This is a genomic window from Mycobacterium sp. OTB74, from assembly GCF_029892685.1.
Classification (GTDB): Bacteria; Actinomycetota; Actinomycetes; order Mycobacteriales; family Mycobacteriaceae; genus Mycobacterium.
The window spans coordinates 77,564-102,395 of sequence record NZ_JARXVD010000012.1 but is presented as its reverse complement, the minus strand read 5'-3'; the positions used below and the strand labels follow the sequence as shown (position 1 = coordinate 102,395).

General features: G+C 65.1%; 19 protein-coding genes. 14 read left to right on the top strand and 5 right to left on the bottom strand.

Features of this window, described 5'->3' with window-relative positions:
• The 4 genes from M2432_RS17170 to M2432_RS17155 are packed head-to-tail and all read left to right on the top strand — an operon-like array spanning window position 1 to window position 11,003.
• Window positions 1-5,127, top strand: coding sequence for a non-ribosomal peptide synthetase (locus M2432_RS17170; protein WP_280828025.1), 5,127 nt, complete (start codon window positions 1-3; stop codon window positions 5,125-5,127).
• On the top strand, window positions 5,124-9,515 hold the full coding sequence (locus M2432_RS17165; protein WP_280828024.1) for an amino acid adenylation domain-containing protein: 4,392 nt from the start codon (window positions 5,124-5,126) through the stop codon (window positions 9,513-9,515). Before M2432_RS17170 ends, M2432_RS17165 begins: the two co-directional genes overlap by 4 nt.
• Window positions 9,512-10,813 carry an NADPH-dependent L-lysine N(6)-monooxygenase MbtG gene (gene mbtG / locus M2432_RS17160; RefSeq protein ID WP_280828023.1) on the top strand — a complete coding sequence of 434 codons (1,302 nt, stop codon included), beginning with the start codon at window positions 9,512-9,514 and terminating at the stop codon, window positions 10,811-10,813. Before M2432_RS17165 ends, mbtG begins: the two co-directional genes overlap by 4 nt.
• Window positions 10,791-11,003, top strand: coding sequence for an MbtH family protein (locus M2432_RS17155; protein ID WP_280828022.1), 213 nt, complete (start codon window positions 10,791-10,793; stop codon window positions 11,001-11,003). Before mbtG ends, M2432_RS17155 begins: the two co-directional genes overlap by 23 nt.
• A 14-nt stretch (window positions 11,004-11,017) precedes the next feature.
• Here the strand turns inward: M2432_RS17155 and M2432_RS17150 are convergent, their stop codons facing one another.
• The gene (locus M2432_RS17150) at window positions 11,018-11,344 is read right to left on the bottom strand and encodes a type II toxin-antitoxin system VapB family antitoxin (RefSeq protein WP_280828093.1); all 327 of its coding nucleotides are present in this window, start codon (window positions 11,342-11,344) and stop codon (window positions 11,018-11,020) included.
• A gap of 156 nt (window positions 11,345-11,500) precedes the next feature.
• Here M2432_RS17150 and hrcA point away from each other — a divergent pair, with 156 nt between their 5' ends.
• From hrcA to M2432_RS17135, 3 genes are read left to right on the top strand one after another with little or no spacing between them, the layout of a single operon-like run.
• The gene (hrcA, locus tag M2432_RS17145; RefSeq protein ID WP_280828092.1) at window positions 11,501-12,532 is read left to right on the top strand and encodes a heat-inducible transcriptional repressor HrcA; all 1,032 of its coding nucleotides are present in this window, start codon (window positions 11,501-11,503) and stop codon (window positions 12,530-12,532) included.
• A gap of 41 nt (window positions 12,533-12,573) precedes the next feature.
• Entirely contained in the window at window positions 12,574-13,725 is a 1,152-nt protein-coding gene (gene dnaJ, locus M2432_RS17140; protein ID WP_280828021.1) for a molecular chaperone DnaJ, read from the top strand.
• A gap of 16 nt (window positions 13,726-13,741) precedes the next feature.
• Window positions 13,742-14,479 (top strand): 16S rRNA (uracil(1498)-N(3))-methyltransferase, encoded by a 738-nt coding sequence (locus M2432_RS17135; RefSeq protein WP_280828020.1) that lies wholly within the window; start codon window positions 13,742-13,744, stop codon window positions 14,477-14,479.
• A 2-nt stretch (window positions 14,480-14,481) separates the two neighbouring features.
• Here M2432_RS17135 and M2432_RS17130 read toward each other — a convergent pair whose 3' ends face one another.
• Genes M2432_RS17130 through M2432_RS17120 form a run of 3 tightly spaced genes read right to left on the bottom strand, consistent with a single transcriptional unit; the run spans window position 14,482 to window position 17,151 of the window.
• The gene (locus M2432_RS17130) at window positions 14,482-15,117 is read right to left on the bottom strand and encodes a hypothetical protein (protein WP_280828019.1); all 636 of its coding nucleotides are present in this window, start codon (window positions 15,115-15,117) and stop codon (window positions 14,482-14,484) included.
• A 3-nt stretch (window positions 15,118-15,120) separates the two neighbouring features.
• A complete protein-coding gene (locus tag M2432_RS17125; protein WP_280828018.1) occupies window positions 15,121-15,435 on the bottom strand; it encodes an ESX-1 secretion-associated protein in 315 nt (104 codons plus the stop codon).
• Between the two features lie 18 nt (window positions 15,436-15,453).
• Entirely contained in the window at window positions 15,454-17,151 is a 1,698-nt protein-coding gene (locus tag M2432_RS17120; protein WP_280828017.1) for an EspA/EspE family type VII secretion system effector, read from the bottom strand.
• Between the two features lie 264 nt (window positions 17,152-17,415).
• On the opposite strand from M2432_RS17120, the gene M2432_RS17115 reads away from it, so the two are divergent.
• The 5 genes from M2432_RS17115 (at window position 17,416) to era (ending at window position 21,606) form a co-directional block, all read left to right on the top strand.
• Window positions 17,416-17,613 (top strand): hypothetical protein, encoded by a 198-nt coding sequence (locus tag M2432_RS17115; protein WP_280828016.1) that lies wholly within the window; start codon window positions 17,416-17,418, stop codon window positions 17,611-17,613.
• Between the two features lie 140 nt (window positions 17,614-17,753).
• Window positions 17,754-18,824 carry a PhoH family protein gene (locus tag M2432_RS17110; protein ID WP_280828015.1) on the top strand — a complete coding sequence of 357 codons (1,071 nt, stop codon included), beginning with the start codon at window positions 17,754-17,756 and terminating at the stop codon, window positions 18,822-18,824.
• 4 nt (window positions 18,825-18,828) lie between these two features.
• A complete protein-coding gene (gene ybeY, locus M2432_RS17105) occupies window positions 18,829-19,365 on the top strand; it encodes an rRNA maturation RNase YbeY (RefSeq protein ID WP_280828014.1) in 537 nt (178 codons plus the stop codon).
• Window positions 19,362-20,702, top strand: a complete 1,341-nt coding sequence (locus tag M2432_RS17100) for a hemolysin family protein (protein ID WP_280828013.1) — start codon at window positions 19,362-19,364, stop codon at window positions 20,700-20,702. The genes ybeY and M2432_RS17100 overlap by 4 nt, the downstream gene beginning before the upstream one ends.
• Window positions 20,695-21,606 carry a GTPase Era gene (era, locus tag M2432_RS17095; RefSeq protein WP_280828012.1) on the top strand — a complete coding sequence of 304 codons (912 nt, stop codon included), beginning with the start codon at window positions 20,695-20,697 and terminating at the stop codon, window positions 21,604-21,606. The genes M2432_RS17100 and era overlap by 8 nt, the downstream gene beginning before the upstream one ends.
• Window positions 21,607-21,624: 18 nt before the next feature.
• Here the strand turns inward: era and M2432_RS17090 are convergent, their stop codons facing one another.
• Complete coding sequence (locus M2432_RS17090; protein WP_280828011.1) at window positions 21,625-23,046, bottom strand: amidase; 1,422 nt, start codon at window positions 23,044-23,046, stop codon at window positions 21,625-21,627.
• A 79-nt stretch (window positions 23,047-23,125) separates the two neighbouring features.
• Between M2432_RS17090 and recO the strand changes: the two genes are divergently transcribed.
• Window positions 23,126-23,971 carry a DNA repair protein RecO gene (gene recO, locus M2432_RS17085; RefSeq protein WP_280828010.1) on the top strand — a complete coding sequence of 282 codons (846 nt, stop codon included), beginning with the start codon at window positions 23,126-23,128 and terminating at the stop codon, window positions 23,969-23,971.
• The gene (locus tag M2432_RS17080; protein WP_280828009.1) at window positions 23,916-24,803 is read left to right on the top strand and encodes a decaprenyl diphosphate synthase; all 888 of its coding nucleotides are present in this window, start codon (window positions 23,916-23,918) and stop codon (window positions 24,801-24,803) included. The genes recO and M2432_RS17080 overlap by 56 nt, the downstream gene beginning before the upstream one ends.
• The last annotated feature ends 29 nt before the right edge of the window (window positions 24,804-24,832 follow it).

The following is a 24,832-nucleotide window of genomic DNA, read 5'->3' as shown; positions in this document are numbered from 1 at the left end:
ATGACTGATACCGATATCCGGGCGAGCGAAGATGCGCGGCTCGAACTGTTGCGTCACAAACTTGCCGAGCGTGGCCTGCAGAACCGGCAATCCCCGGCACCGGCGGCGGTTCCCGCTCTGTCCGACGGCCAGCGCCGAATGTGGTTCGTGCAGAGCGCCGATCCGTCGGGGGCCCTGCTCAACGTCTGCGTGTCCTTCGCGCTCACCGGTGAACTGGACCTGCAGCGACTGCGCGATGCGGTGACCGCGGTCGCCAACCGGCACCGCGTCCTGCGGACCACCTACCACGCGGACGCGGCCGGCGAGCCCGGCCCGACCGTGCATGCCGACCTCATGCCGGGCTGGGTGACCCACGACCTGACCGACCTGACCGACCACGCGCGCACGCTTCGCCTCGAGGTACTGGCGCAACGCGAGTTCTCCGCACCATTCGACCTAACCGCAGATTCGCCCTTGAGGCTCAATCTGATTCGCGTTGCACCGGACGAGCACATCATGCTGCTGGTCGCCCACCACATCGCCTGGGACGACGCGTCCTGGCAGGTGTTCTTCGACGATCTGACCCGGGCATACCGCGGCGAGACACTGCCAGAGATCATCCCGCCTGAAGAGCCGACATCGTCGTACGACGCGGAACTGGACTACTGGCGCGGCGCGCTCGCCGATCCGCCTGAACCGCTGGAGCTTCCGGGGCCCAACGGTTCGGCGTCACCGATCGCCTGGCGGACACAACGCGAATCCCTGCGACTGACAACGGATGTCATGACCCAGGTGACTGAGTTGGCGCGCAGTACCGGGTCAACGGCCTACACGGTGCTGTTGGCGGCTTTCGGGGCATTGCTGCACCGCTACACCCACGCCTCTGATTTCCTGGTTGCCACACCGGTGCTGAACCGGGCGGGTGGCACCGAAGGAGCCCTGGGCTATTACGGAAACACCGTGGCGATACGGCTACGGCCGCGGGCCCGGGCGAGCTTTCGTGAATTCCTTGACCAGGCAACGCACGCAACGCACGGGGCATTCGCCCATCAGCAGATCAATCTGGATCGCGTGGTGCGCGAACTGAATCCGGATCGTCGGTACGGTGCAGAGCGGATGACCCGAGTCAGCTTCGGCGCCCGTAGCGCTGATGCCGCCGGGTTTTGCCCGCCCGGGATCAGCTGCCAACGCGCCGAGTTCCGCGGACATCTGACCCAGCTGCCCCTGGGGTTCATGATCGAGTTCGACGACGCCGGCGCGTTGGTCGAGGCCGAGTACCTCATCGAGATTCTCGACGCCCAGGCGGTCCGGCAGTTGTTGCGGCACTACGGCGTACTGCTGCAGGGCGTGCTGACCGCGCCCGACAAATCCCTGGCTGAACTCGATCTGATGGACGAGCAAGATAATGCGTGGCTGCGGCAAGTTGCCGCTGGCGAGCACTTCAGCGTGCCGGACACCACGCTGACAGCGTTGGTTGAAGCCCAGGCCGCCCGTACACCGGAGGCAGTCGCGGTGGCGTATGAGGAGCGCCGCTATACCTACGGGGAACTCAATGCCGCGGCGAACCAGTTGGCGCACTGGCTGATCGGGCAAGGCATCGGCACCGAGGACCGGGTCGCTGTGCTGTTGGACAAGTCGCCCGAGTTGGTGATCACAGCGTTGGCCGTGATCAAAGCGGGAGCCGTCTACGTTCCAGTCGACCCCACTTACCCGGTTGATCGGCTGGAGTTCATCCTGGGCGACTCCGATCCGAAACTGGTTATCCGCGAACCGGTTACCGGACTGGGTGGGCAACCCAGTGACAACCCGACCGACGCGGACCGGTTGCGCACACTGACCCCAGCCAATACCGCCTACCTGATCTACACCTCAGGCTCCACCGGTCTGCCCAAGGGAGTACCCGTGCCGCACAGACCGGTTGCCGAGTACTTCGTGTGGTTCGCCGACGAGTACCAGATCGACGCCGACGAACGGCTGCTGCAGGTCGCCTCGCCGAGTTTTGACATCTCGATCGCCGAGGTGTTCGGGATGCTGGCCTGTGGTGCGCGCCTGGTGATTCCGCGTCCTGACGGACTTCGCGACATCGGTTATCTGACCGAACTCTTGCGCACCGAGGGCATCACCTCGATGCACTTCGTGCCCTCACTGCTCGGGTTGTTCCTGTCGCTGCCAGGCGTGAACGAGTGGCGCAGCCTAAAACGGGTACCGATCGGTGGGGAGGCTCTGCCCGGCGAGATCGCCGACAAGTTCCACGCCACCTTCGACGCATTGCTGCACAACTTCTACGGCCCCACCGAAACGGTGATCAATGCCAGCCGGTACCGCGTCGAAGGCGCGCAGGGCACCCGGATCGTGCCGATCGGCACGCCCAAGATCAACACCCAGATCCACGTGCTCGATGATGCGCTGCGACCGGTACCGGTCGGGGTCATCGGTGAGATCTACATCGGCGGAACACATGTCGCATACGGCTACCATCGGCGGCCGGGACTGACCGCCGAGCGGTTCGTCGCCGACCCGAACAGCCCGGGTGGCCGGCTCTATCGCTCGGGTGATCTGGCCCGGTTGAACGCCGACGGTGACATCGAGTTCGTCGGCCGTGCCGACGAACAGGTCAAGATTCGCGGTTTCCGGGTCGAATTGGGTGAGATTGCCGCTGCCATCACGGTTGACCCGAGTGTGGGTCAGGCGGTCGTGGCAGTCCGCGACCTGCCCGGATTGGGCAAGAGACTGGTCGGGTACCTGACCCCAATCGAGCACGGTGATCTGGAATCGGTTGATGTGGAACGGATCCGGGTCCGCATTACTGCCGCTCTACCGGAGTACATGGTGCCGGACGGTTACGTCGTGCTCGATGAAATCCCGATCACCGCGCACGGCAAGATCGATCGCGCCGCGCTGCCTGATCCGGAAATCCAGTCACGCAACGCATTCCAGGAGCCGGATACCGAGACCGAGCGGCGGGTCGCGCAGATGTTCAGCGACCTGCTGGGCGTGGATCGAGTGGGCGCCGACGATTCTTTCTTCGAACTCGGTGGTCATTCGTTGTTGGCCACCAAGCTCGTTGCCGGTATCCGGGCATGCTGCCACGCGGAGCTCGGGGTGCGGGAGATTTTCGAGCTGGGCACCGTCGCGCAGATCGCGGCACGGATCGACAGCGGTTCACCGCGCGACCCCGACCGCCCACCGCTGGTCCCAATCGACACTGACGGTCCGCGTCAGATGTCGGCATCGCAGCTGCGCCAATGGTTTCAGTACCGGATCGATGGTCCCGGCCCTGTCAACAACATTCCCTTCGCCGCACGGATCACTGGTCCGTGTGACGTCGATGCTTTCGTCGCCGCGCTGGCTGACGTGGTCGGGCGGCACCACGTGCTGCGCACCAGCTACCGCGAAATAGACGGTGTGCCATACCAGTTCGTCGATGATGCTGCGCCGCTGCCGGTACGCCGCGCCCGGGGTGCGGATGAGCAGTGGCTGCAGTCCGAGCTCGACAACGAACGCCGATACGTGTTCGACCTGGAGGCCCAGTGGCCTATTCGGGCCGCGGTCCTGTCCATCCCCGGCCAGCACGTGCTGTCCGTCGTGGTGCACCACATCGCCGCGGACCATTGGTCGGGCGGGGTGCTGTTCGCTGATCTGGTTGCCGCATACCGCGCCCGCCGCTCTGGGCAGGAGCCCGACTTCACCCCGCTGCCGGTGCAGTACACCGATTACGCAGCCTGGCAGGCTGGGCTGCTGGCAGCCGAGTCGGGAACCATTGCAGCCCAACGTGACTATTGGCGAGGTCAGCTCGCCGAACCACCCGCAGATCCTGGTCTGCGGCCGGACTTTCCGCGACCGCCCGTACTGTCTGGTGAAGGCGCCTCGGAACCCTTCGCCATCGATGCCGACACCTGGGCCAGGCTGACGGCATTGACTCGTGAGCTCGGCGTCACCGATTTCATGCTGCTGCAATCCGCGGTCGCGGTCACACTATCGGCCTCGGGTGAGGGATTCGATATTCCGCTGGGCACGCCGGTGGCCGGCCGGACCGAGCCCGAACTGGATTCGCTGGTGGGCTTTTTCATCAACATTCTGGTGTTGCGGAACGACCTATCGGGCAACCCCACCCTGCGCGAGGTGCTGCGCCGGGGCCGGGACACGGCGTTGGCTGCGTACGCGCATCAGGACCTGCCCTTCGACCACGTCGTGGACGCGGTGAGCCCGGTACGGTCCCTGGCGCGCAATCCCTTGTTCGGCGTCGTGGTCCACGTCCGCGAGGGCTTGCCTACCGACCATGTGATCGATTCGGGACCGGACGGCGACAGTGCGTTCACCGCCCGGGAACCGACGTTCGATGTGGCGCACGCAGATCTGTCCGTGAATTTCTTTGGTGCCCAGGGCGGTTACCGCGGCCATCTGATCTACCGCACGGATCTGTATGAGCAAACGACCGCTCGGCGGCTGGCCGACCGGCTGGTCCGGGTGCTGTCCGCGTTCGCCGAGGACTCCGATCAGCATCTGCGGGATCTGCGAATGGACCCGCCCACGGCGGGCACCGATGGCGTGTACGTACTCGACGAGTGGCTCCAACCCGTGGGAGTCGGCATCGTAGGCGAGGTCTATTACGCTGCTGACCGACCGGGCGCCGAATCCGGCGAACCCGATCGATTCGTCGCCGATCATCTCTCCGGTCAACAGGACTCGTGGCTGTACCGGACCGGTGAGCGTGGCCGTTGGCGGACCGACGGACAGCTGGAATTCATCCAGGAGACTCCGCTGCGCAATGGTGCATCCCGTCCTGCGGTAGCCGAACCAGCGCGCACCGACACCGAGCGGACGCTGGTTGCGTTGCTTACTGAGGTGCTCGACACTGACAGGGGCACCGAGATCGGCCGCAACGATGACTATTTCAGCCTCGGTGGCGACAGCATCAAGGCCGTGCAGGTTGCTGCCAGGGCCCGCGATGCAGGACTGCGACTGACTGCGCGCATGGTGTTCGAACACCCGACGGTTCACGAACTGGCCTCGGTACTGGATGGATTGGCCGACTCCGGACCACAGCCGGGCGACGCCCACCACGAGCCGATGAGTGTGTCGGGGCTCTCTGCCGATGATCTGGCCGAACTGACCGCGTCGTGGACCGCTGCGCAGGAGATGCCGTGACAACTGTCGAGAAGGCCGCACGGGCGACGGTCCCGCCAACAATCGAGGACGTGTTGGCCCTGAGCCCGATGCAGCAGGGCCTGTATTCGATGGCCAGCCTGACCGGAGCCACCGATCACGATCCGTATCTGATTGGCATGTCCGCCGACATCGACGGCGATGTCGACACGACATTGCTGCGGGACTCTGCCGCAGCGCTGTTGGTGCGTCACCCGAACCTACGGGCCGGGTTCGTGCAGGCCAACACCCACACGGTGCAGGTGATCCCGAGTGCCGTCGAACTACCATGGCGGCAGGTCAGGGCCGCCTCGACTGACGATGCCGACGCTCTAGAGGCAGAGGAACGTCGCCGGCCGTTCACACTCGAACGCGGCGCGGCCATCCGCTTCCTGCTTATCGAAATGCCCGGCGACTGTTGGCGATTCGTGGTGGTCGCGCACCACATCGTGATCGATGGTTGGTCATTGCCCTTGTTCGTCGGCGAACTGGTCGCCCTGTACGCCGCGGGCGGCAACCTCGCCGCCCTGCCGGCCGCACCGCGCCCGTACCGGGACTACATCGGCTGGCTGGCTGAGCGGGACCAAGGGGCCAGTCGCGCGCTGTGGCAGGAACATCTATGCGGGCTGGATGGTCCGACGTTGATGGCTCCGGCGCTCGGGGCCGGCGAACTCGGCGACGGTCTACCCCGGCGCACCGCAGTTCCGGTCGCCCGCGAAGAGACCGTCCAGCTGATGGACGCGGCCCGCACGCGGGGCATAACACTGAACGCCCTGGTCCAGATGGCTTGGGCCGCAATCTTATCGGTGATCACTGATCGTCGCGACGTGGTGTTCGGAGTGACGGTGTCCGGCCGTCCCGGCGAGCTGTCTGGTGTCGAGTCAATGGTCGGGTTGTTCATCAACACCGTGCCACTGCGTGTGCAACTAGACCCGCGGCAACGGGTTGGCGTGCAATGCCTGGCCCTGCAGCGCGACGCCGCGGCCCTTCGCGACCACTCATACCTGCCGCATGCCGAGCTACGCACGCTCGGCGGAGTCGGCGAAATGTTCGACACACTCCTGGTCTACGAGAACTTCCCGGCCGGCGTCCTGGTCGGCAACGCCGGGTTCGATATCCAGGGCGTGACCTTCCGGCCCAAGGCGCTGGAAAGTCTGGCGCACTTCCCGGTCACCATCGCCGCGCACGTCATCGACGAACAACTGACACTGCTGGTCGAGACCAAGGATGGCGCAACCGGATTGCTGAGCCCAGACGCGGTGGGCCGCTGGCTCCTGACGGTGATGCACCGGCTGATCGCGTGCTGGGACCGGCCGCTGCGCGATGTCGTGATGGTTGACCGTCCTGCGATCCTCGCCGCACCGCATCCGGAGCACCAGGGCGGCATACACGAAAAATTCAGCGACACAGCACGACTCCGCCCAGACGACGTCGCGCTGACCTACACCGGTGGACAGCTGACGTACCGCCAACTGGACGCAGCCGCCGGGCAGGTGGCGGCCGAATTAGCACTGCGCGGCGTGCGTACCGAGACGCCGATACCGGTGCTGTTGCGCCGTGGGCCGGATTATGTGGCGGCGATGCTGGGCGTGCTCAGGACCGGTGGGCTGATCGTTCCGCTCGATCCGGCCATGCCCGCCGAACGCATTGCTGAGATTCGTCGTCAGACTGGGGCTGACATCGTCATCGACGACGCGTTCATGGTGGCCGCGGCAAGAAACACAGAATTCTTTGAGGTACCAACCCATCCTGCACAGGGTGCCTACGTCGTATTCACCTCCGGGACAACCGGTAAGCCCAAGGGAGTGGTCGGCACCCACAGCGCCGTCTTGACTTACGCCGCCGACCATGCCGCTCGGGTACTGCGACCTGCTGCGACGAAAGCGGGTCGACCCCTGCGGGTCGCCCATGCCTGGTCGTTCACGTTCGACGCCGCCTGGCAACCTTTGGCCGCCCTGCTGGACGGTCACATGGTGCACATCGTCGATGACGAATCACAGCGCGATGCTGCCGATTTGGTGGCCACCATCGGCCGCGAGGGCATCGATCTGATCGACACCACACCGTCGATGTTCGCCCAGCTGCAAGCTGAGGGACTGTTGACCGCAGTACCGCTGCGGGCGCTGGCGCTAGGCGGTGAAGCGGTCGACCCGGCCACCTGGGCAGCCATCCGCGGCGAATGCCACCGTAACGATATGGCGGCCTACAACTGTTACGGCCCAACGGAAACCACCGTCGAAGCTGTTGTTGCCGCATTCTCCCAGCACCAGACGCCGTCCATCGGATATCCGACCGACTCGACGCGGGCATACGTGCTCGACGCGTGGCTCCGGCCAGTACCCGACGGAGTCACCGGTGAGTTGTACCTCGCCGGCGGTCAGGTGACTCGCGGCTATCTGGGGCGCCCCGGCGAGACCGCGTCCCGTTATGTTGCCGACCCATTCGTAGCCGGTGCCCGCATGTACCGCACGGGCGACGTGGTGCGGCGCGACCCGACCACCCGCGGCCTGCTGTTCCAAGGCCGCTCGGATGATCAGGTGAAGATCAGGGGTTTCCGGGTCGAACCAGGCGAAGTCGCCGCTATCCTGCGTAAACACCCGGGGGTGCGGCAAGCGCATGTAACAGTTCGTCACCACTGCAGCGGTCCGCGCCTGGTCGCCTATGTCGCGGGAACCGTGGCGGTGCCCGAATTGCGCAGCATGCTCGCGGATCGGGTGCCCAAATACCTGGTGCCGCACCACATCATTACGGTGGACGAGATTCCGTTGACCATCAACGGCAAGGTCGATGACGCCGCCCTGGCGACCGTCGACATCGGCGTGGCTGGAGTACCGGAGACCGCAGCCACCGATACCGAAACAGCAGTGGCGCAACTGATCGCCGACCTACTGCAGATCGCCGATGTGAAAAGGGTCGACGTCACAGCGGATTTCCTGGACCTTGGACTGGACAGCATCGTGGCGCTGTCGGTTGTGCAACTCGCACGCCGCCGCGGGTTCGCACTCCGAGCTCGGATGATGCTGGACTGCAAGACCATTCGCGAGCTGGCCCACCAGTTGGACACTCAGAACCAGGTCGACGTGGCCGGCTTCGAGGAATCCGGCCCGGTGCCCGTGCTGCCGAACGTGCACTGGCTGTATCAGTACGGTGATCCGAGGCGGCTTGCGCAGACCGAGGCTCTGCGGCTGCCTGACGCCATGACCGCCGAGCAGTTGAGCACGTTGCTGCACAATGTCATCGCCGGACATCCGGCGCTTCGCAGCCGACTGGACCGCGCCACCATGACGCTGGTCGAGCACGCGGTGGGGGACTTGACGTCAGCGGCTTTGACAGAGGTCATCGTCGCCGGCGACCTCACGACCGCGATCGCCGAGCAAACCGACTTGGTCGTCGAAAAGCTGGACCCGCAGCACGGTCGGATGCTGCAGGCCGTACTGCTGCATACACCCGACCAGAAGGTCCTCGTGCTCAGCGCGCACGTCCTGGGTGCCGACCCGGCGTCCTGGCGCATCATTCTCGGCGAGATTGAAAATGGTTGGCAGTCAATAGCATCAGGACATGAACCGGCACCGATGCGTGAACACACCAGCTATCGTCGATGGTCGCGCCTACTGGCCGAGCGGGCCCGGGGGCTGGACAGCGCCGACTTCTGGGCGCGGCAGATCGCAGGCCCTGATCCGCTGATTGGAAACCGCCGGCTGGCCCCAGCGACGGACCGCTGCGGTGATGTGGTGGTGTCGATGACGATCGTCGACACCGATCTGACTGCCCGACTGCTGTCTGCGGACCTTCCGGTCACCGACCTGCTGGCCGTCGCGACAGCACGCACCGTCACCCGGTGGCGGCAACGGCGAGGACAGCCGACCCCGCCGCCGCTGCTGGCCATGGAAACCCATGGCCGCGCAGACACGGCGGTATCGGCTGGGCCGCACCACGATATCGACACCGGTGACACGGTCGGGCTGTTCAGCGCCATCTATCCGGTCCGGATCGGTTCTGAGTCTGCCTATCAGGTCAGCGCCGAGATCGCGGCTATTCCCGGCAGCGGCATCGACTTCGGGCTGCTGCGCTATCTGCGGGCTGACACCGCCGAAAAACTGTCAGCGCATCCGGAACCGCAGGTGCTCCTGAACTATCTGGGTCGGGTTCATCTCGGAGCCAGTGCAGACGCACTGCGCCTCGACGGTGCGCTGCTGAACAAGCTGTCACCGGTGCCTGAGCCGAACAACGCAGTACGGCATGAGTTGACCCTGATGGCCGCCGTCATGGACTCCGAGGGCGGCTCCGCCCTTGGCGTCCAGTGGCGCACGCTGCCAGACATTCTCAGCGCCGATGACGTGGCCGGGCTGCAACAGCTCTGGCACGAACAGCTCAGGGAAGTGGTGAAATGACCAAGGCTCGAAACACTTTGGCCATAATCGGAGCTGGGGCCAAAGCGGTCGCGGTCGCCGCCAAGGCCGCAGAACTGCGTGCCATGGGAGTCGAAGCACCCGACGTCGTTGCAGTGGAACGCATTGGCATCGGGGCGAATTGGCAGGCCGCCGGTGGGTGGACCGACGGCCGTCATCGATTGGGTACTGGCCCGGAGAAAGATGTCGGGTTCCCGTACCGGTCAGCGCTGGTACCGCGTCGCAACGCCGAACTGGACGAGCGGATGATGCGGCACAGCTGGCAGTCGTACCTGATCAGCACAGGCCAGTTCGCGGAATGGGTAGACCGTGGCCGACCGGCGCCCACCCATCGCAGGTGGAGCCAGTACCTGAGCTGGGTCGCCGAAACCGTTGGTATGCAGGTGGTTACAGACGAAGTCACCCGGCTGTCGCTGGACGGTGGCCAATGGATGCTGCACGCCCGAGGACGGCAGGTGCGCGCCGACGGGGTGATGATCACCGGCCCGGGCCAGGCTGAACGGTCCATCCTGCCCGGACATCCGCGGGTGCTGTCCATCGCCCAGTTCTGGCATCGGGTCGCCCAAGACGAACGCGTCAGCGCCGAGCGGGTCGCCGTGATCGGCGGCGGCGAGACTGCGGCCACCATGCTGGATGAACTCTTCTCACACCGGGTTTCGACCATCACGGTGATCTCGCCGCAGGTTACGCTGTTCACCCGGGGCGAAGGCTACTTCGAGAACACGCTGTTCTCCGACCCCACCGGCTGGGCGGGGCTCACCCTGACCGAGCGCCGCGATGCCATGGCCCGCACCGACCGGGGCGTGTTCTCGTCCCGGGTGCAGGAGTCGCTGCTGGCCGACGACCGCATCCGGCATCTGCGCGGACGCGTCGCCCACGCCGTGCCACTAAAGGACAGAATTCGGTTGACCCTGCAGACCGAACGCGAGACAGCATGTCTGGAGACGGTCCACGGTTTCGATCTGGTGATCGACGGCTCGGGTGCCGACGCGATGTGGTTCGCACCGTTGCTGAGCCAGGACGCTCTTGACCTGCTCGAGTTGGGCATCGGTCAGCCACTGACCTCCGATGCGTTGCAGCGATCCATCGGCCATGACCTGTCGGTCAGCGGCGTCACACCAAAGTTGTTCCTGCCCAGCCTGTCCTGGCTCACCCAGGGGCCAGGTTTCCCCAACCTGAGTTGCCTGGGCCTGCTCAGTGACCGGGTGCTGGGCGCTCACCTGTCCACACCGACCACCACGACCAACAGGAGAATCGATGAGCACCAACCCGTTCGATGACGAGGACAGCACCTTCTACGTGCTGATCAACGACGAGGAACAGCACAGCCTATGGCCGGTGTTCGCCGAGGTGCCGACCGGTTGGCGGGTGGTGTTCGGCGAGGGCACCCGAGCCGACTGCCTGGCCTACGTCGAGGAGAACTGGCCCGACATCCGGCCCAAGACACTGCGGGATTCGCTGCGCTGCTGATTCACCGCGTATAACTACGTCGCATCCGAAATCTGCTGGGCCAGAGGGACATCCATGTCATACACCCGCGCGTGCAGCACGACGCGGTTCCGCAGGGCCGACCGCACTGCACGGTGCAGGCCGTCTTCGAGGTAAATGTCGCCCTGCCATTTGACTGCGTGCGGGAACAGGTCGCCGTAGAACGTCGAGTCCTCAGACAGCAACCGATCCAAGGCCAGCACTGTGGTGGTGGTGACCAGTTCGTCGAGCCGCAGTTGGCGCGGCGGAATCTGGGCCCACTCACGGTGTGTCAGCCCGTGATCGGGATAGGGTTTCCCGTCGCGGACCCCTTTGAAGATCATGTCGCGGGCTCCGGTGAGGCCGATCGGGTCCGCGATGACTGCATCGGCATTCCTCGACACTAACGGCTTGGCGCTGTAATTGCGGCCACACCTGAGCACTCCGGCCTGTCTAACTGTGGCGTCACAGTAAAATGGGGGTGATTGGGAGGTGACGAATTGGGTAGTGCCGACGACCGTCGTTTCGAGGTACTGCGCGCCATTGTCGCGGACTTCGTCTCCACCAAGGAACCGATCGGTTCCAAGGCCCTCGTCGAACGCCATAACCTCGGCGTTTCGAGTGCCACCGTGCGTAACGACATGGCTGTGCTGGAGGCCGAGGGCTACATCACCCAGCCGCACACCAGCTCGGGCCGGGTGCCCACCGAGAAGGGCTACCGCGAATTCGTCGACCGCCTCGATGACGTCAAGCCCATGTCATCCAGCGAGCGGCGAGCCATCCTGAAGTTCCTGGAATCCGGCGTTGACCTCGATGACGTGCTGCGGCGGGCAGTGCGCCTGCTGGCTCAGCTGACGCGGCAGGTCGCCATCGTGCAGTACCCGACGTTGTCCCGCTCGACGGTGCGGCACCTGGAGGTCGTCGCCCTGACCCCGGCGCGGTTGCTGCTGGTGGTCATCACCGATACCGGCCGTGTCGATCAGCGTGTGGTCGAGCTTGGTGACGCTATCAATGACCACGAGTTATCTCAGCTGCGCGAGCGGCTCGCAGCGGCGCTGGAAGGCAAACCCTTGTCCGCGGCATCGGTTGCTGTGGCAGACCTGGCAGCCCAGCTGGACGGCCACGGCGGCCTGGGTGACGCGGTGGGTCGCGCGGCGACGGTGCTGGTCGAGACCTTGGTCGAACACCATGAAGAGCGGCTGCTTCTCGGTGGCACCGCGAACCTGACCCGCAACAGCGCCGATCTCGGTGGATCGTTGCGGTCTGTGCTGGAGGCGCTGGAGGAGCAGGTAGTGGTGCTGCGGCTGCTGGCTGCCCAGCAGGAAGCAGGTAAAGTCACCGTACGCATCGGCCACGAAACCGAGGCCGAGCAGATGGCAGGAACGTCCGTCGTGAGCACGACCTACGGCAGCTCGGGCAAGGTTTACGGCGGTATGGGCGTGGTGGGACCCACCCGGATGGACTATCCGGGAACCATTGCCAACGTCGCGGCTGTTGCCCTGTACATAGGTGAAGTCCTGGGCACCCGATAAGGGCGCGCGGTGGCTTCGAGAGATTAGGCAAGGTTTTAGGCGTGGCACGCGACTATTACGGGCTGCTCGGCGTGAGCAAGGGCGCCAGCGATTCGGAGATCAAGAAGGCCTACCGGCGGCTGGCCCGGGAACTGCACCCCGACGTCAACCCTGACGAGGGCGCGCAGGCCCGCTTCGCGGAGATCAGCACCGCTTACGAGGTGCTCAGTGACCCGGATAAGCGGCGCATCGTCGACATGGGCGGCGATCCGCTGGAAAGTGCCGGCGGGGGCGCAGGGGCTGGAGCCGGCTTCTCCGGTTTTGGGGGCCTGGGCGACGTCTTCGAGGCGTTCTTCGGCGGCGGCGCCACGTCGCGCGGGCCGATCGGCCGGGTGCGGCCTGGTTCGGACTCGCTGCTGCGGATGCGCCTCGATTTGGAGGACTGCGCGACCGGCGTGACCAAGCAGGTCACCGTCGACACCGCGATCCTGTGCGATCTGTGCCAAGGCAAGGGCACCCACGCGGACTCCAAGCCCGTGACCTGCGATACCTGCCACGGCCGGGGCGAGGTGCAGAGCGTCCAGCGTTCCCTGCTGGGCAATGTGATGACGTCGCGACCGTGTCCGGTGTGCGGCGGTGTCGGCGAGGTCATCCCCGATCCCTGCCACCGCTGCGGCGGCGACGGCCGGGTGCGGGCGCGCCGCGAGGTCAGCGTCAAGATCCCGGCGGGTGTCGGCGAGGGTATGCGGGTGCGACTGGCTGCCCAGGGTGAGGTCGGCCCCGGTGGCGGCCCGGCCGGCGACCTGTACGTCGAGGTGCATGAACAGCAGCACGACATCTTCGTACGCGACGGTGATGACCTGCACTGCACCGTGTCGGTACCGATGGTCGACGCTGCACTCGGCACCACCATCTCCGTCGACGCAATCTTGGACGGGCCGACCGAGATCACCATCGCTCCCGGCACTCAGCCCGGCTCGGTCACCACGCTGCGCGGCAAGGGCCTGCCGCATCTGCGCTCCGGCGTACGCGGCAATCTGCATGCGCACATCGACGTCGTGGTCCCGTCACGACTGGAGAGCCGCGACATGGACCTGCTGCGCAAATTCAAAGAGCAGCGGGTTCGCGATGTGACGGAGGTTCGGTCGACCCGGGCCGCTGCGGCCAGCGGCGGACTGTTCAGCCGCCTACGCGAAACATTCAGCGGGCGTTGAGTCTTCGGGGCGTCTAGTGAGTCGCGCGCTGTTCTACGTCGACTCCCTACCGGACCCCGGTGAGCTGGTGACCGTCGAGGGGGACGAGGGATTTCATGCGGCGACGGTTCGCCGCATCCGTCCCGGCGAGGAACTCGACCTGTCGGACGGTGCAGGAGCGTTGGCGCACTGCGTCATTGAGGACGCGGTGAAGGGCCGGCTGACCGCGCGGGTGCTGTCGCTGGCTTCAGTTCCGCCTCCCGTTCCGTCGGTGACAGTGGTGCAGGCGCTGCCCAAGTCCGAACGATCCGAACTGGCAATCGAATTGGCCACCGAGGCCGGTGCGGACGCATTCGTGGCGTGGCAGTCGGATCGTTGCGTGGCGCGCTGGGACGGCGCCGCGAAGGTGGACAAGGGCTTGCGGCGATGGAGCGCGGTAGCGCGCTCAGCGGCGCGGCAGTCGCGACGGCCGCACGTACCGACCGTCTCGGGTCCGGTGTCCACCGCCGAGTTGGTCGCCTCTATAGGCTCCGGCGTGACGCTGGTCCTGCATGAGTCGGCCACCGTACCACTCACTGAAATACCTGTGGCACAAGCTGATTCGGTGACTCTGATCGTCGGACCAGAGGGTGGCATCACCGATGGTGAAGTGACGGCCCTGGTTTCTGCAGGCGCAATCGTGGTGCGGCTCGGGCCGTCGGTGCTGCGGACATCCACCGCAGCGGCAGTGGCTCTGGGTGCGTTAGGTGTGCTGACCGGCCGCTGGCAGGTCTGAGGTCAATACTCGCCACGCAGGTGAGCCGCCTCGGCCTCGGCCACCGCGGCGTCAGCCTGGCGCGGCGTCGGCAGGCCGGCGGCGTTCATCTCGACAAGGGCCTCGACTTCTTCGTGATCGAGGCCCTGGGACTCCAGGATTCCTTCGATCAGCGCGCGCTGCACCGCTCGGCCCTTCATGTTGGCCAGCTTCGCCGTGACCATGATGTTGCGGGCTAGTTCGGCCTCGGACATCGAAGTGGCCTGCGGAGTAAGCGTGACACGTCGAATGGCGCCGGCAATGGTGGCCTGGGCCGTGATGGTGCCCGTCGGATGGGCTACCGCGAACAACACCGGACCGGGCGACTGGTCCTCGGCTGCCGATGCGGTGTCATGCGCCTCGAGTGCCTCAGCGCACGAATCGGTGTCCAGCGTCAGGCTGAAATGTGCGTCGAAATGTTCAGTGCCACTTCGATCTTCGAATTCGTGAGTGTCGTCGTAGCCCGCCGTTGTCTCGGCGGCTGCGTGGCCGCCGAACACGTCGAGGTCCGACGCGCCTTCGTTTTCGTCTTCCGCGTCGGAGTCCGGCAGGTAGCCGAACAAATCTGGATCGCTGTCTGAATACTCGCCGTCGGGGCCGTCCCAAGAATTGTCAGGCATTGATCAGATATTCATCCGCTTGCTGAGGTCGCTCGCTTCTTGCGAGTCGGTTTGATCGTATTGCGACGCAGCCGTGGTCAGGTTCTGGGCCAGATCGTTGGACTTGTTCATCATTTTCTCGCAGGCAGATTTACGGGCCTCGTTGGCCGCGCACAGGGCCTGCTGCGCCGAGATGCACAACAACCCATGGGTGGACAGCACATTCCATTCGACATAGGAAGTCGTGTCCCCGGCCGCGCTGAATCCCGCGGCGGCATCGGATTGTTTGGTGGACAGCTCGCCTAGCTCCGAGGTTATCACCTGGAGTTGACCGGACATTCGTGGCTCCTTTCGGACTTACGTTTCAGTCGTGATGCGCGGTGGCGCGGAGAGGTTCGCTGGATCGAGACTCACATGAACGGGACCCCTGGCCGTCTCGGGAACAACGGAAATCTCGACGTGGCGGGCGCCGTCGTCGAACGAGACTTGGATGGGGGCACGGCCAGCCTGCGATGCCGTCCCTGCCGAAGCTCCCGAATGGTTCGGGTCACCGGGTTGCGCTTCTGAATCCTCTGTGTCGGCGCTTGGGTCGACGGCTTTGTCCCTGTCTGGATCCTGCGCGTTCGGGTCTTGTGCGTTCGGGTCTTGCGCGGTGGTGTCCTGCTGCTTGGCCTGCTGTGCCGCCTGCGTCGCGGCCTGAACTGCCTGACTTGCGATCCCGGCGAGGCTGCTGAGCAGCCCCCCTCCTGAACCGCCACCTGAACCACTACCGGAACCGCCACCCATCTGGGGTAGGGAGGGCATGGCACCCATGCCCCCGCCGGTGCTCGCTCCGGTAGGGATGCTGGGCGTTTGTGGCATCGACGGCATGCTCGGTGCGTTCCCCGCACCTGGTGCGGACCCGCCACCCGCGCCTGATGCGCTGCCGCTGCCACCGCCCGCACCAGATCCGGCGCCAGGACTGGATCCGCCACCGGTACCTGCACATGATCCGTTCCCGGAGCCGTTCTCCGACCTACCGCCGGGTCCGGAAGGGCTGGACGGTTCGCCGGTGCCCCCTTTGTTGCCAGAGGTCGGTGGGGGAGGCATGGTGTTCAACGGCGGGGCCTCCGATGCGGTTCGATACATGGTGGCCGCACGCTGCAATTGCGCTGCGTTGCTTGATGATTCAGAAATCATGGTATTCATCGTCACACCGGCCGCCGCGAGAGCGGTGGCAACTGAAATCCCTTGTAGCACAAGGGATGCTTCGGTGCCGCCGAAAATGTCGAGTTCTAGCGCAAAGCAGATCGGAACCATCGCGCCCAGAGCGGTGGAGATGGTGTCCATCTGATCCCGGCCGGCGCCAACCTGCTGAGCCTGTGTGCTCAGGATCTGTACAACCAGGTTGTCCGCTTGCAAAAGCTGCTCGGCGCTACCGATCTGGTCGGCATTTCTATTGGAGTACGCCGAAGAACCGGTACCGTGCCACTCGTTGGGGTATGCGCCGCTGAGCCCGTCGCCGACTGCCTGGAACTGCCCGGCGCCGTCGGAGAATGCCTGGCCATCATCGGGGTTGCCCTCTCCGAACCCTTCTGACATCACCGAAAGAGTCGACAGGCCCGCCGCAATGATGGGGGTCTCGAGGGCCTCCGGTGCCAGCAGCTGCGCGAGCTGGCCTGCATCGTTCAGCAACCCGACGGCACCCATCGGGTTGCCTTCCATCAGCTTCTTGACGTTCCCGGCGATGTCCTCGGCAGTGTCGAGCGCCTCACCGGCCTTGTCGACGAGGTCTCTGACCTTGCCGGCGGCCTCCTTGATTCTGCCGAGGGGGCCCTTGGGCTTGGAGTCCTCATCGTGGTGGGGCTTGGGGTGCGCTGGGTTTTGCGGGTGGGGTGAGGTCTGCGGACGCGGCGGCGTCTGTGAGTGTGGTGGTCCGGACGGGTGTTGTGGTGCGGGGTGTGGGGCTGGTGGTGGTGTCGACGGGTGCTGTGGTGCGGGGTGTGCTCCGTGGTTGCCGCCACCGTGGCTACCTGAGGGGGTGCCACCCTTGAGAGGCGGTGTTATCGGTGGCACAGAGGACCCTCCCCGGTAAAGACAATCGATTCGCGGCGGACCCTCGCCGGTCGGAACATGACTCTAACAGCGCCAAGGAGCCCCGATCTGCGGCAATTTCGGCCGCGTTGTGGTCGCAGACGCGGATACGAAACACCTGATTTCTAGTCATCGTCGAAGAGATTTCGGATGGCCGGAATTATTTGCCGGATACCTATGTTTCACCCTATGTCGGCAGGAACAGGCCGACGAGTGTTGGGCGCGAAACGTTAGTAGGAGTCGGTAATGAAGAATTTCGGGTACGCAGCAGTGGTCGTTGGTGGCCTGGTGGCAGGCGCAGTGGGTTTGGCCATCCCGGCTGCAGCAGCACCCTCGCAAACGGTCGTCGTCAAGGCCAGCGTCTCTAACCTGAACTGGCTGGATGAGATCCACTACCAGGCGAAGGCACCCAAGGTCGACACCACCGTGCACCAGAGTCGGTGAACTTCGACGAACACGCGGGCGGTACCGGATCGGTACCGCCCGCATTGCGTATGACCAGCGAACTCGTTGGGCGCCGCGGCGCCTCGGCGGTAGACTGAACGCCCTCAGCACAACCCCAGAAAGCAGGCTACGAAAACCACGTGACGCCCCGCGAGACGAACGCTGCCTCGTCGCGCTCATCTGAGCACGATGTCCCCGATTCATCGGTTCGAAGCAGCATTGATGTTCCGCCTGACCTCGTGGTGGGCCTGTTGGGTTCCGCCGACGAGAATCTGCGGGCCCTGGAAAACCTGCTCGCAGCGGACATCCACGTGCGTGGCAACGCTGTGTCGTTGTCCGGTCAGCCCGCCGAAGTGGCATTGGCGGAACGCGCCATCAGCGAGCTCGTCGCGATCGTCGCCAGCGGCCAGGTGCTGACCCCCGACGTCATCCGCCGAAGTGTCGGCATGCTAACCGGCCCGGTGACGGAGTCGCCGGCCGCGGTGCTGAGCCTGGACATCCTGTCGCGGCGCGGCAAGACTATTCGGCCCAAGACGCTCAATCAGAAGCACTACGTCGATGCGATCGACGCGCACACCATCGTCTTCGGTATCGGGCCTGCGGGCACCGGCAAGACGTATCTGGCAATGGCCAAGGCGGTCAGCGCATTACAGACCAAACAGGTCAGCCGGATCATCCTGACCCGCCCGGCGGTTGAGGCCGGGGAGCGGTTGGGCTTCCTGCCGGGCACGCTCAACGAGAAGATCGATCCGTATCTGCGGCCGCTGTACGACGCATTGCACGACATGATGGACGCGGAGATGATCCCAAAGCTGATGGCAGCCGGGGTCATTGAGGTTGCGCCGCTGGCATTCATGCGTGGTAGGACCCTTAATGACGCCTTCGTCATCCTCGACGAAGCGCAGAACACCACCGCTGAGCAGATGAAAATGTTCCTGACTCGCTTGGGTTTTGGGACCAAGATCGTCGTCACCGGTGACACGACCCAGATCGACCTGCCCGGTGGGGCGCGGTCGGGGCTGCGGGCGGCGATTCATGTCCTCGACGGTATCGAGGACATCCACATCGCCGAACTCACCAGCGCAGATGTGGTGCGGCACAAGCTGGTTTCGGAGATCGTCGATGCATACGAAGCCGCGGAAGCCAAGATGAGCGAGCACGGTCTGGCCAACCGCTCGCAGCGCCGAGCCGGCGGCCGGACGAGGCGGTAACAGCGTGACGGTCGAGGTTTCCAACGAGTCCGGTGTAGACGTATCTGAGGACGAACTGATCAGTGTGGCGCGGTTCGTCATCGCCAAGATGGACGTCAACCCGGCAGCTGAGCTGTCGATGGTCCTGGTGGACCAATCCGCGATGGCCGATCTGCACATGCGGTGGATGGACCTGCCCGGTCCCACTGATGTCATGAGTTTCCCGATGGACGAGCTGGAACCGGGCGGTCGTCCGGATGCGCCGGAGCCGGGGCCGTCGATGCTCGGTGACATTGTGCTGTGTCCGGAGTTCGCGGCGAAACAGGCTGAAACAGCAGGACATTCACTCGGTCACGAGCTGGCGCTGCTCACCGTGCACGGTGTGCTGCATCTGCTGGGCTACGACCACGCCGAGCCGGATGAGGAAAAGGAGATGTTCGCCTTGCAGCGGCAACTGCTCGAGGAGTGGGTGGCCGATCAGGTGCACGCCTACCACAAGGACCGGCAGACCGAGAAAGACCGTCAGCTGCTGGATAAGTCGCGGTTCTTCGACCAGCCGTGACCGGATTGACGCCGCTGATCGGCGCCCTCGTGCTGATCGGCCTCGGCGGGCTGTTCGCCGCGATCGACGCCGCCATCAGCACGGTGTCCATCGCTCGAGTCGATGAGCTGATCCGCGAGGAACGACCGGGGGCAATCCGCTTGGCGCGGATCGTCCACGAACGTCCGCGGTATGTGAATCTTGTTGTGCTGCTGCGTATTTCCTGCGAAATAACGGCGACGGTGCTGCTTGTCGATTATCTCGACGGGTTGCTCAGTCGAGGATCGGCGTTGCTGGCCGCGGCGGCCATCATGGTGGTGGTCAGCTTCGTGGCGATGGGTGTGGGACCCCGAACCCTGGGTCGGCAACACGCGTATTCCGTCTCATTGCTGTCGGCGCTTCCGCTGCAGGCCATTTCGGTATTGTTGACCCCGATCAGCCGGCTGCTGGTGCTCATCGGCAACGCGCTGACTCCGGGTCGTGGTTTCCGCAACGGCCCGTTCGCCTCCGAGATCGAGCTGTTGGAGGTGGTGGACCTGGCTCAGCAGCGTGGCGTGGTGGCCGACGACGAACGGCGAATGATCAAGTCGGTGTTCGAACTCGGCGACACGGCGGCCCGCGAGGTCATGGTGCCGCGCACCGAGATGGTGTGGATCGAAAGCGACAAGTCGGCCGGGCAGGCCACCTCGCTCGCGGTCCGCAGCGGCCACTCCCGGATTCCGGTGATCGGCGAGAACGTCGACGACGTCGTCGGCGTGGTCTATCTCAAAGACCTTGTGCAACAGACCTATTACTCGACCAACGGTGGCCGCGGCACCATGGTCGCCGAACTGATGCGGCCGGCGGTGTTCGTGCCGGATTCCAAACCGCTCGACGATCTGCTCAACGAGATGCAGCGCACCCACAACCATATGGCGCTGCTGGTCGACGAATACGGTGCGATCGCCGGGCTGGTTTCGATCGAAGACGTGCTCGAGGAGATCGTGGGTGAGATCGCCGACGAATACGACACCGACGAAGTGCAGCCGATAGAGGCACTGGGCGACAATCGCTTTCGGGTGGCAGCCCGGCTGCCGCTGGAGGATCTGGCCGAAATCTACGAGCTGGAACTCGATGATGACCTGGACATGGATACCGTCGGCGGCCTACTCGCGCACGAGTTGGGCCGGGTGCCGCTGCCGGGTGCCGAGGTCACGGTGTCCTTCCCGTCGCAACGATCCCCGGAGGGGAAATACGTGCAGTTGCGTGCAGAGGGCGGCCGGGATCACCGGGGCCGGGTCCGCATCGGCACGGTCCTGGTGACCCCGGTAGAGCCGGAACCTGTTGAGGCCGTGGATGAAGGAGAGACCGATGAGTGAATTTCATTCCGGCTTCGTCTGTTTGGTGGGCCGGCCCAATACGGGCAAGTCCACGCTTACCAATGCACTGGTGGGCACCAAGGTGGCCATCACCTCGAACCGTCCGCAGACCACTCGACACACCATCCGCGGCATCGTGCACCGCGAGGATTTCCAGATCATTCTGGTGGACACCCCTGGTCTGCACCGCCCGCGGACATTGCTCGGGCAGCGGCTCAACGAGTTGGTCAAGGACACCTATTCCGAGGTCGATGTCATCTGCTTGTGCATCCCGGCCGACGAGAACATCGGCCCGGGTGACCGCTGGATCTATCAGCAGATCCGTACTGTCGCACCGAGAACCACGCTGTTGGTGGTGGTCACCAAGACCGACAAGGTGCCGCGCGATCGGGTCGCGGCGCAGCTGCTGGCGGTCAGCGAACTCACCGGTGGCAGCGCTGAGATCGTTCCGGTGTCGGCGGTCAAGGGTGAGCAGGTCGATGTGCTGATCGACGTGCTGGCCGGGAAGCTGCCGCCGGGCCCGGCGTTTTATCCGGATGGCGAATTGACCGATGAGCCTGAAGAAGTACTGATGGCGGAGTTCATCCGCGAGGCCGCGCTTGAAGGGGTGCGCGACGAGCTGCCGCACTCGCTGGCCGTGGTGATCGACGAGATCAGCGAACGCCAGGGCCGCACGCCCGAGCAGGGTGAGATGGTCGATGTGCACGCCATCATCTACGTCGAACGCGACAGCCAGAAGGGCATCGTCATCGGTAAGGGCGGTTCCCGGCTGCGCGAGGTCGGTACCGCCGCACGTACCCAGATTGAAAAACTGCTCGGCACCAAGGTTTATCTGGACCTGCGGGTCAAGATCGCCAAGAACTGGCAGCGTGACCCCAAACAGCTTGGCAAGCTTGGTTTTTGAGCCGCCTGCAGGCAGCAGTCACGACCACCAGTTGTCGGGCTGCTTGCCGGCCCAGCCGCCGATCGCTTCCAGGCTGGCGGCCAGCGAGATCAGCAGCGGTTCACTGTTGGCCGGTCCCATCAGCTGTAAGCCGATCGGCAGGCCGTCGCACGTGAAGCCGGCCGGGACGTTGATCGATGGCCAACCCAACACATTCCACGGCCAGCACCCCGGGCAGGCCGCGATCGTCGCGCGGTCGGTGCCGACCGAGCCGAGGCGGTCGAACGCATCGACTCGCGGCGGTGGCAGGGCAGTGGTCGGGGCCAGCACCACGTCGGCCAGGTTGAAAATCCAGCCGATTCGACGCTGGCTCTCGACCTCCCGCTTGCGTGCGTCGCGTAATGCGTACTCGGACAACAGCCACCCGGTGCGGATGTTGCTTTTGGTTCGCTTGTCCAGCATCACGTCCGGACCGAGCCGTGAATGCCACGGCAGCAGGCCCGCCGTCGAGCGGGCCAGAAAGTTCCACGACAACCGCAACCCGTAGTCCGGGTCGGACGGCCGCACCGTGTGTCCGAGCTCTTCGAGATGTCCCGCAACGGTTTTCATGGCGGCATAGATTTCCGGATGCAACCGAGCCCCAAAGAAGGTGAACGGGAACGTGGTTGATAGCGCGATGCGTAGCGGTCCCGGTGCCTGGCCGAGTGCTTGGGCCGCCTGGATCGGCGGCGGCTGGTGCAGGTCGCCGACAGCGTTACCGGACGCCGCGTCCAGCAGGAGTGCCGCGTCGGTCACGGTGCGGGCCAGCACTCCATTGACCGTGATCCCGTTGAAGGCCTCCGGCAGCGGCCAGGTAGAGATGCGCCCGCGCTGCGGCTTGATGCCGACCAGATGGGTCCAGGCCGCGGGGATGCGCACGCTGCCGGCACCGTCCGAGCCGATCGCCGCGGTAACCAATCCGGCCGCGACGGCCGCGGCGCTGCCACCGGACGAGCCACCCGGGGTGTGCTCGCGTGACCACGGGTTCCTGGTGTGCCCGAACCCCGGGCCGCTCGTGAACGGCCACTGCCCGAGTTCACAGGTATTTGTCTTGCCGACGATGACGGCGCCGACGGCCCGCAGCCGCCGGACCACCTCGGCGTCCTCGGTGGCCGGCGCAACCGGACCTACCGTGCCGAAGTGGGTGGGCACCCCGGCGACGTCGACATCGTCCTTGATGGCGATGGGCACGCCGAGCAGCGGAAGTTGTTTGCCGGCGGCACGCAATCGATCTGCCTCTGCAGCATCGGCGAGTGCTTGTTCGGTGAAGACCACCCTGAACGCGTTGAGCGTCGGCTGGCTGGAGGCGATGGCGTCCAGCGACTTTTGGACAAGTTGCTGGGACGTGGTCGCGCGGCTGGCGAGCCGGTACAACTGCTGGGTCAGGGTGTCGAAGCGTGGTGTCGGTGAGGGCGCGGCCATGACGGTTCTGAGAATAGATCGGCAAAACGCCAGGCGCTGCTTAACCCGTGTTGTCGGATAGCAATGGAACAATACTGTGATGCGGTTGTACCGAGACCGAGCAGTAGTGCTGCGCCAGCACAAACTCGGCGAGGCCGACCGGATCGTCACCTTGCTGACCCGTGAGCACGGTCTGGTCCGTGCGGTGGCCAAGGGCGTACGGCGTACCCGCAGCAAATTCGGTGCTCGACTGGAACCGTTCGCCCACATCGATGTGCAACTGCACCCGGGGCGAAACCTCGACATCGTCACTCAGGTCCAGGCCATTGATGCGTTCGCCAGCGACATTGTCAGCGACTACGGTCGCTACACCTGTGGCTGCGCCATTCTGGAAACCGCCGAACGTCTCGCCGGTGAGGAACGCAATCCGATGCCGGCGTTGCACCGGCTCACCATCGGTGCGCTGCGCGCGGTTGCGGACGGCAGTCGGCCGCGGGAGCTGCTGCTCGACGCGTACCTGCTGAGGGCCATGGGTATCGCGGGTTGGGCGCCGGCGATCACCGAGTGTGCCCGATGTGCTGCGCCCGGTCCGCACCGGGCATTTCATGTGGCCGCCGGCGGCAGCGTGTGCGTGCACTGCCGGCCGTCAGGGTCGGTCACACCGCCGCAGGGAGTGCTGGACTTGATGGCCGCGCTGCACGACGGTGACTGGGAGTTCGCGCAAGCTTCGCCGGCGGGTCACCGCAGCCAGGCCAGTGGATTGGTGGCGGCGCACCTGCAGTGGCATCTGGAGCGTCAGCTGCGAACACTGCCTCTGGTGGAGCGGGTTTATCGGCCTGATCCCGCGGTCGCCAGCCAGCGAGCGGCGGCGTTCAGGCAGGATGTTGCCCATGGCACTCAACCGGGCGCGCAAGACCAGCTATCCACAGCTGCCACCGGCGCCTGACGACTACCCGGTGTTCCCGGACACCTCGACGTGGCCGGTGGTCTTTCCCGAACTCCCACCGAACTCCAACGGCCGCTTCGCCCGGCCGCCGCAGCATCCGTCCAAGGCCGCCGCGCCACAGATCCCCGCCGACCAGGTGCCCAATCACGTCGCCGTAGTGATGGACGGCAACGGCCGCTGGGCCACCCAGCGCGGACTGGGACGTACTGAAGGCCACAAGATGGGCGAGGCGGTGCTGATCGACATCACCTGCGGTGCCATCGAACTGGGCATCAAGCATCTGTCCGTGTACGCGTTCTCGACCGAGAACTGGAAACGCAGCACCGAAGAGGTGCGCTTTCTGATGGGCTTCAACCGTGAGGTGGTGCGCCGGCGGCGGGAGAATCTCAACGCCATGGGCGTCAACATGCGCTGGGTCGGTTCCCGGCCGCGGATGTGGAGCAGCGTCATCAAGGAGTTCGACATCGCTGAGCAGATGACGGTCGGCAACGACGTCATCACCGTCAACTACTGCGTGAACTACGGCGGGCGCACCGAGATCGTCGAGGCGGCAAAGGAACTCGCCGAGCAAGCTGCCGAAGGCAAGATCAACGCGAGCCGGATCACCGAGGCGTCCTTCGCCAAGCATCTGCACCGGGCCGACATCCCCGATGTGGATCTGTTCATCCGCACTTCCGGCGAGCAGAGGGCCAGCAACTTCATGCTGTGGCAGGCGGCCTACGCCGAATACGTGTTCCAGGACAAGCTCTGGCCTGACTACGACCGCCGCGACCTGTGGGCGGCGTGCGAGGAATACGTCAACCGCAATCGACGTTTCGGCAGAGCCGAATGATGTGCCTGAGGGGCAGGGCCGAATGATGT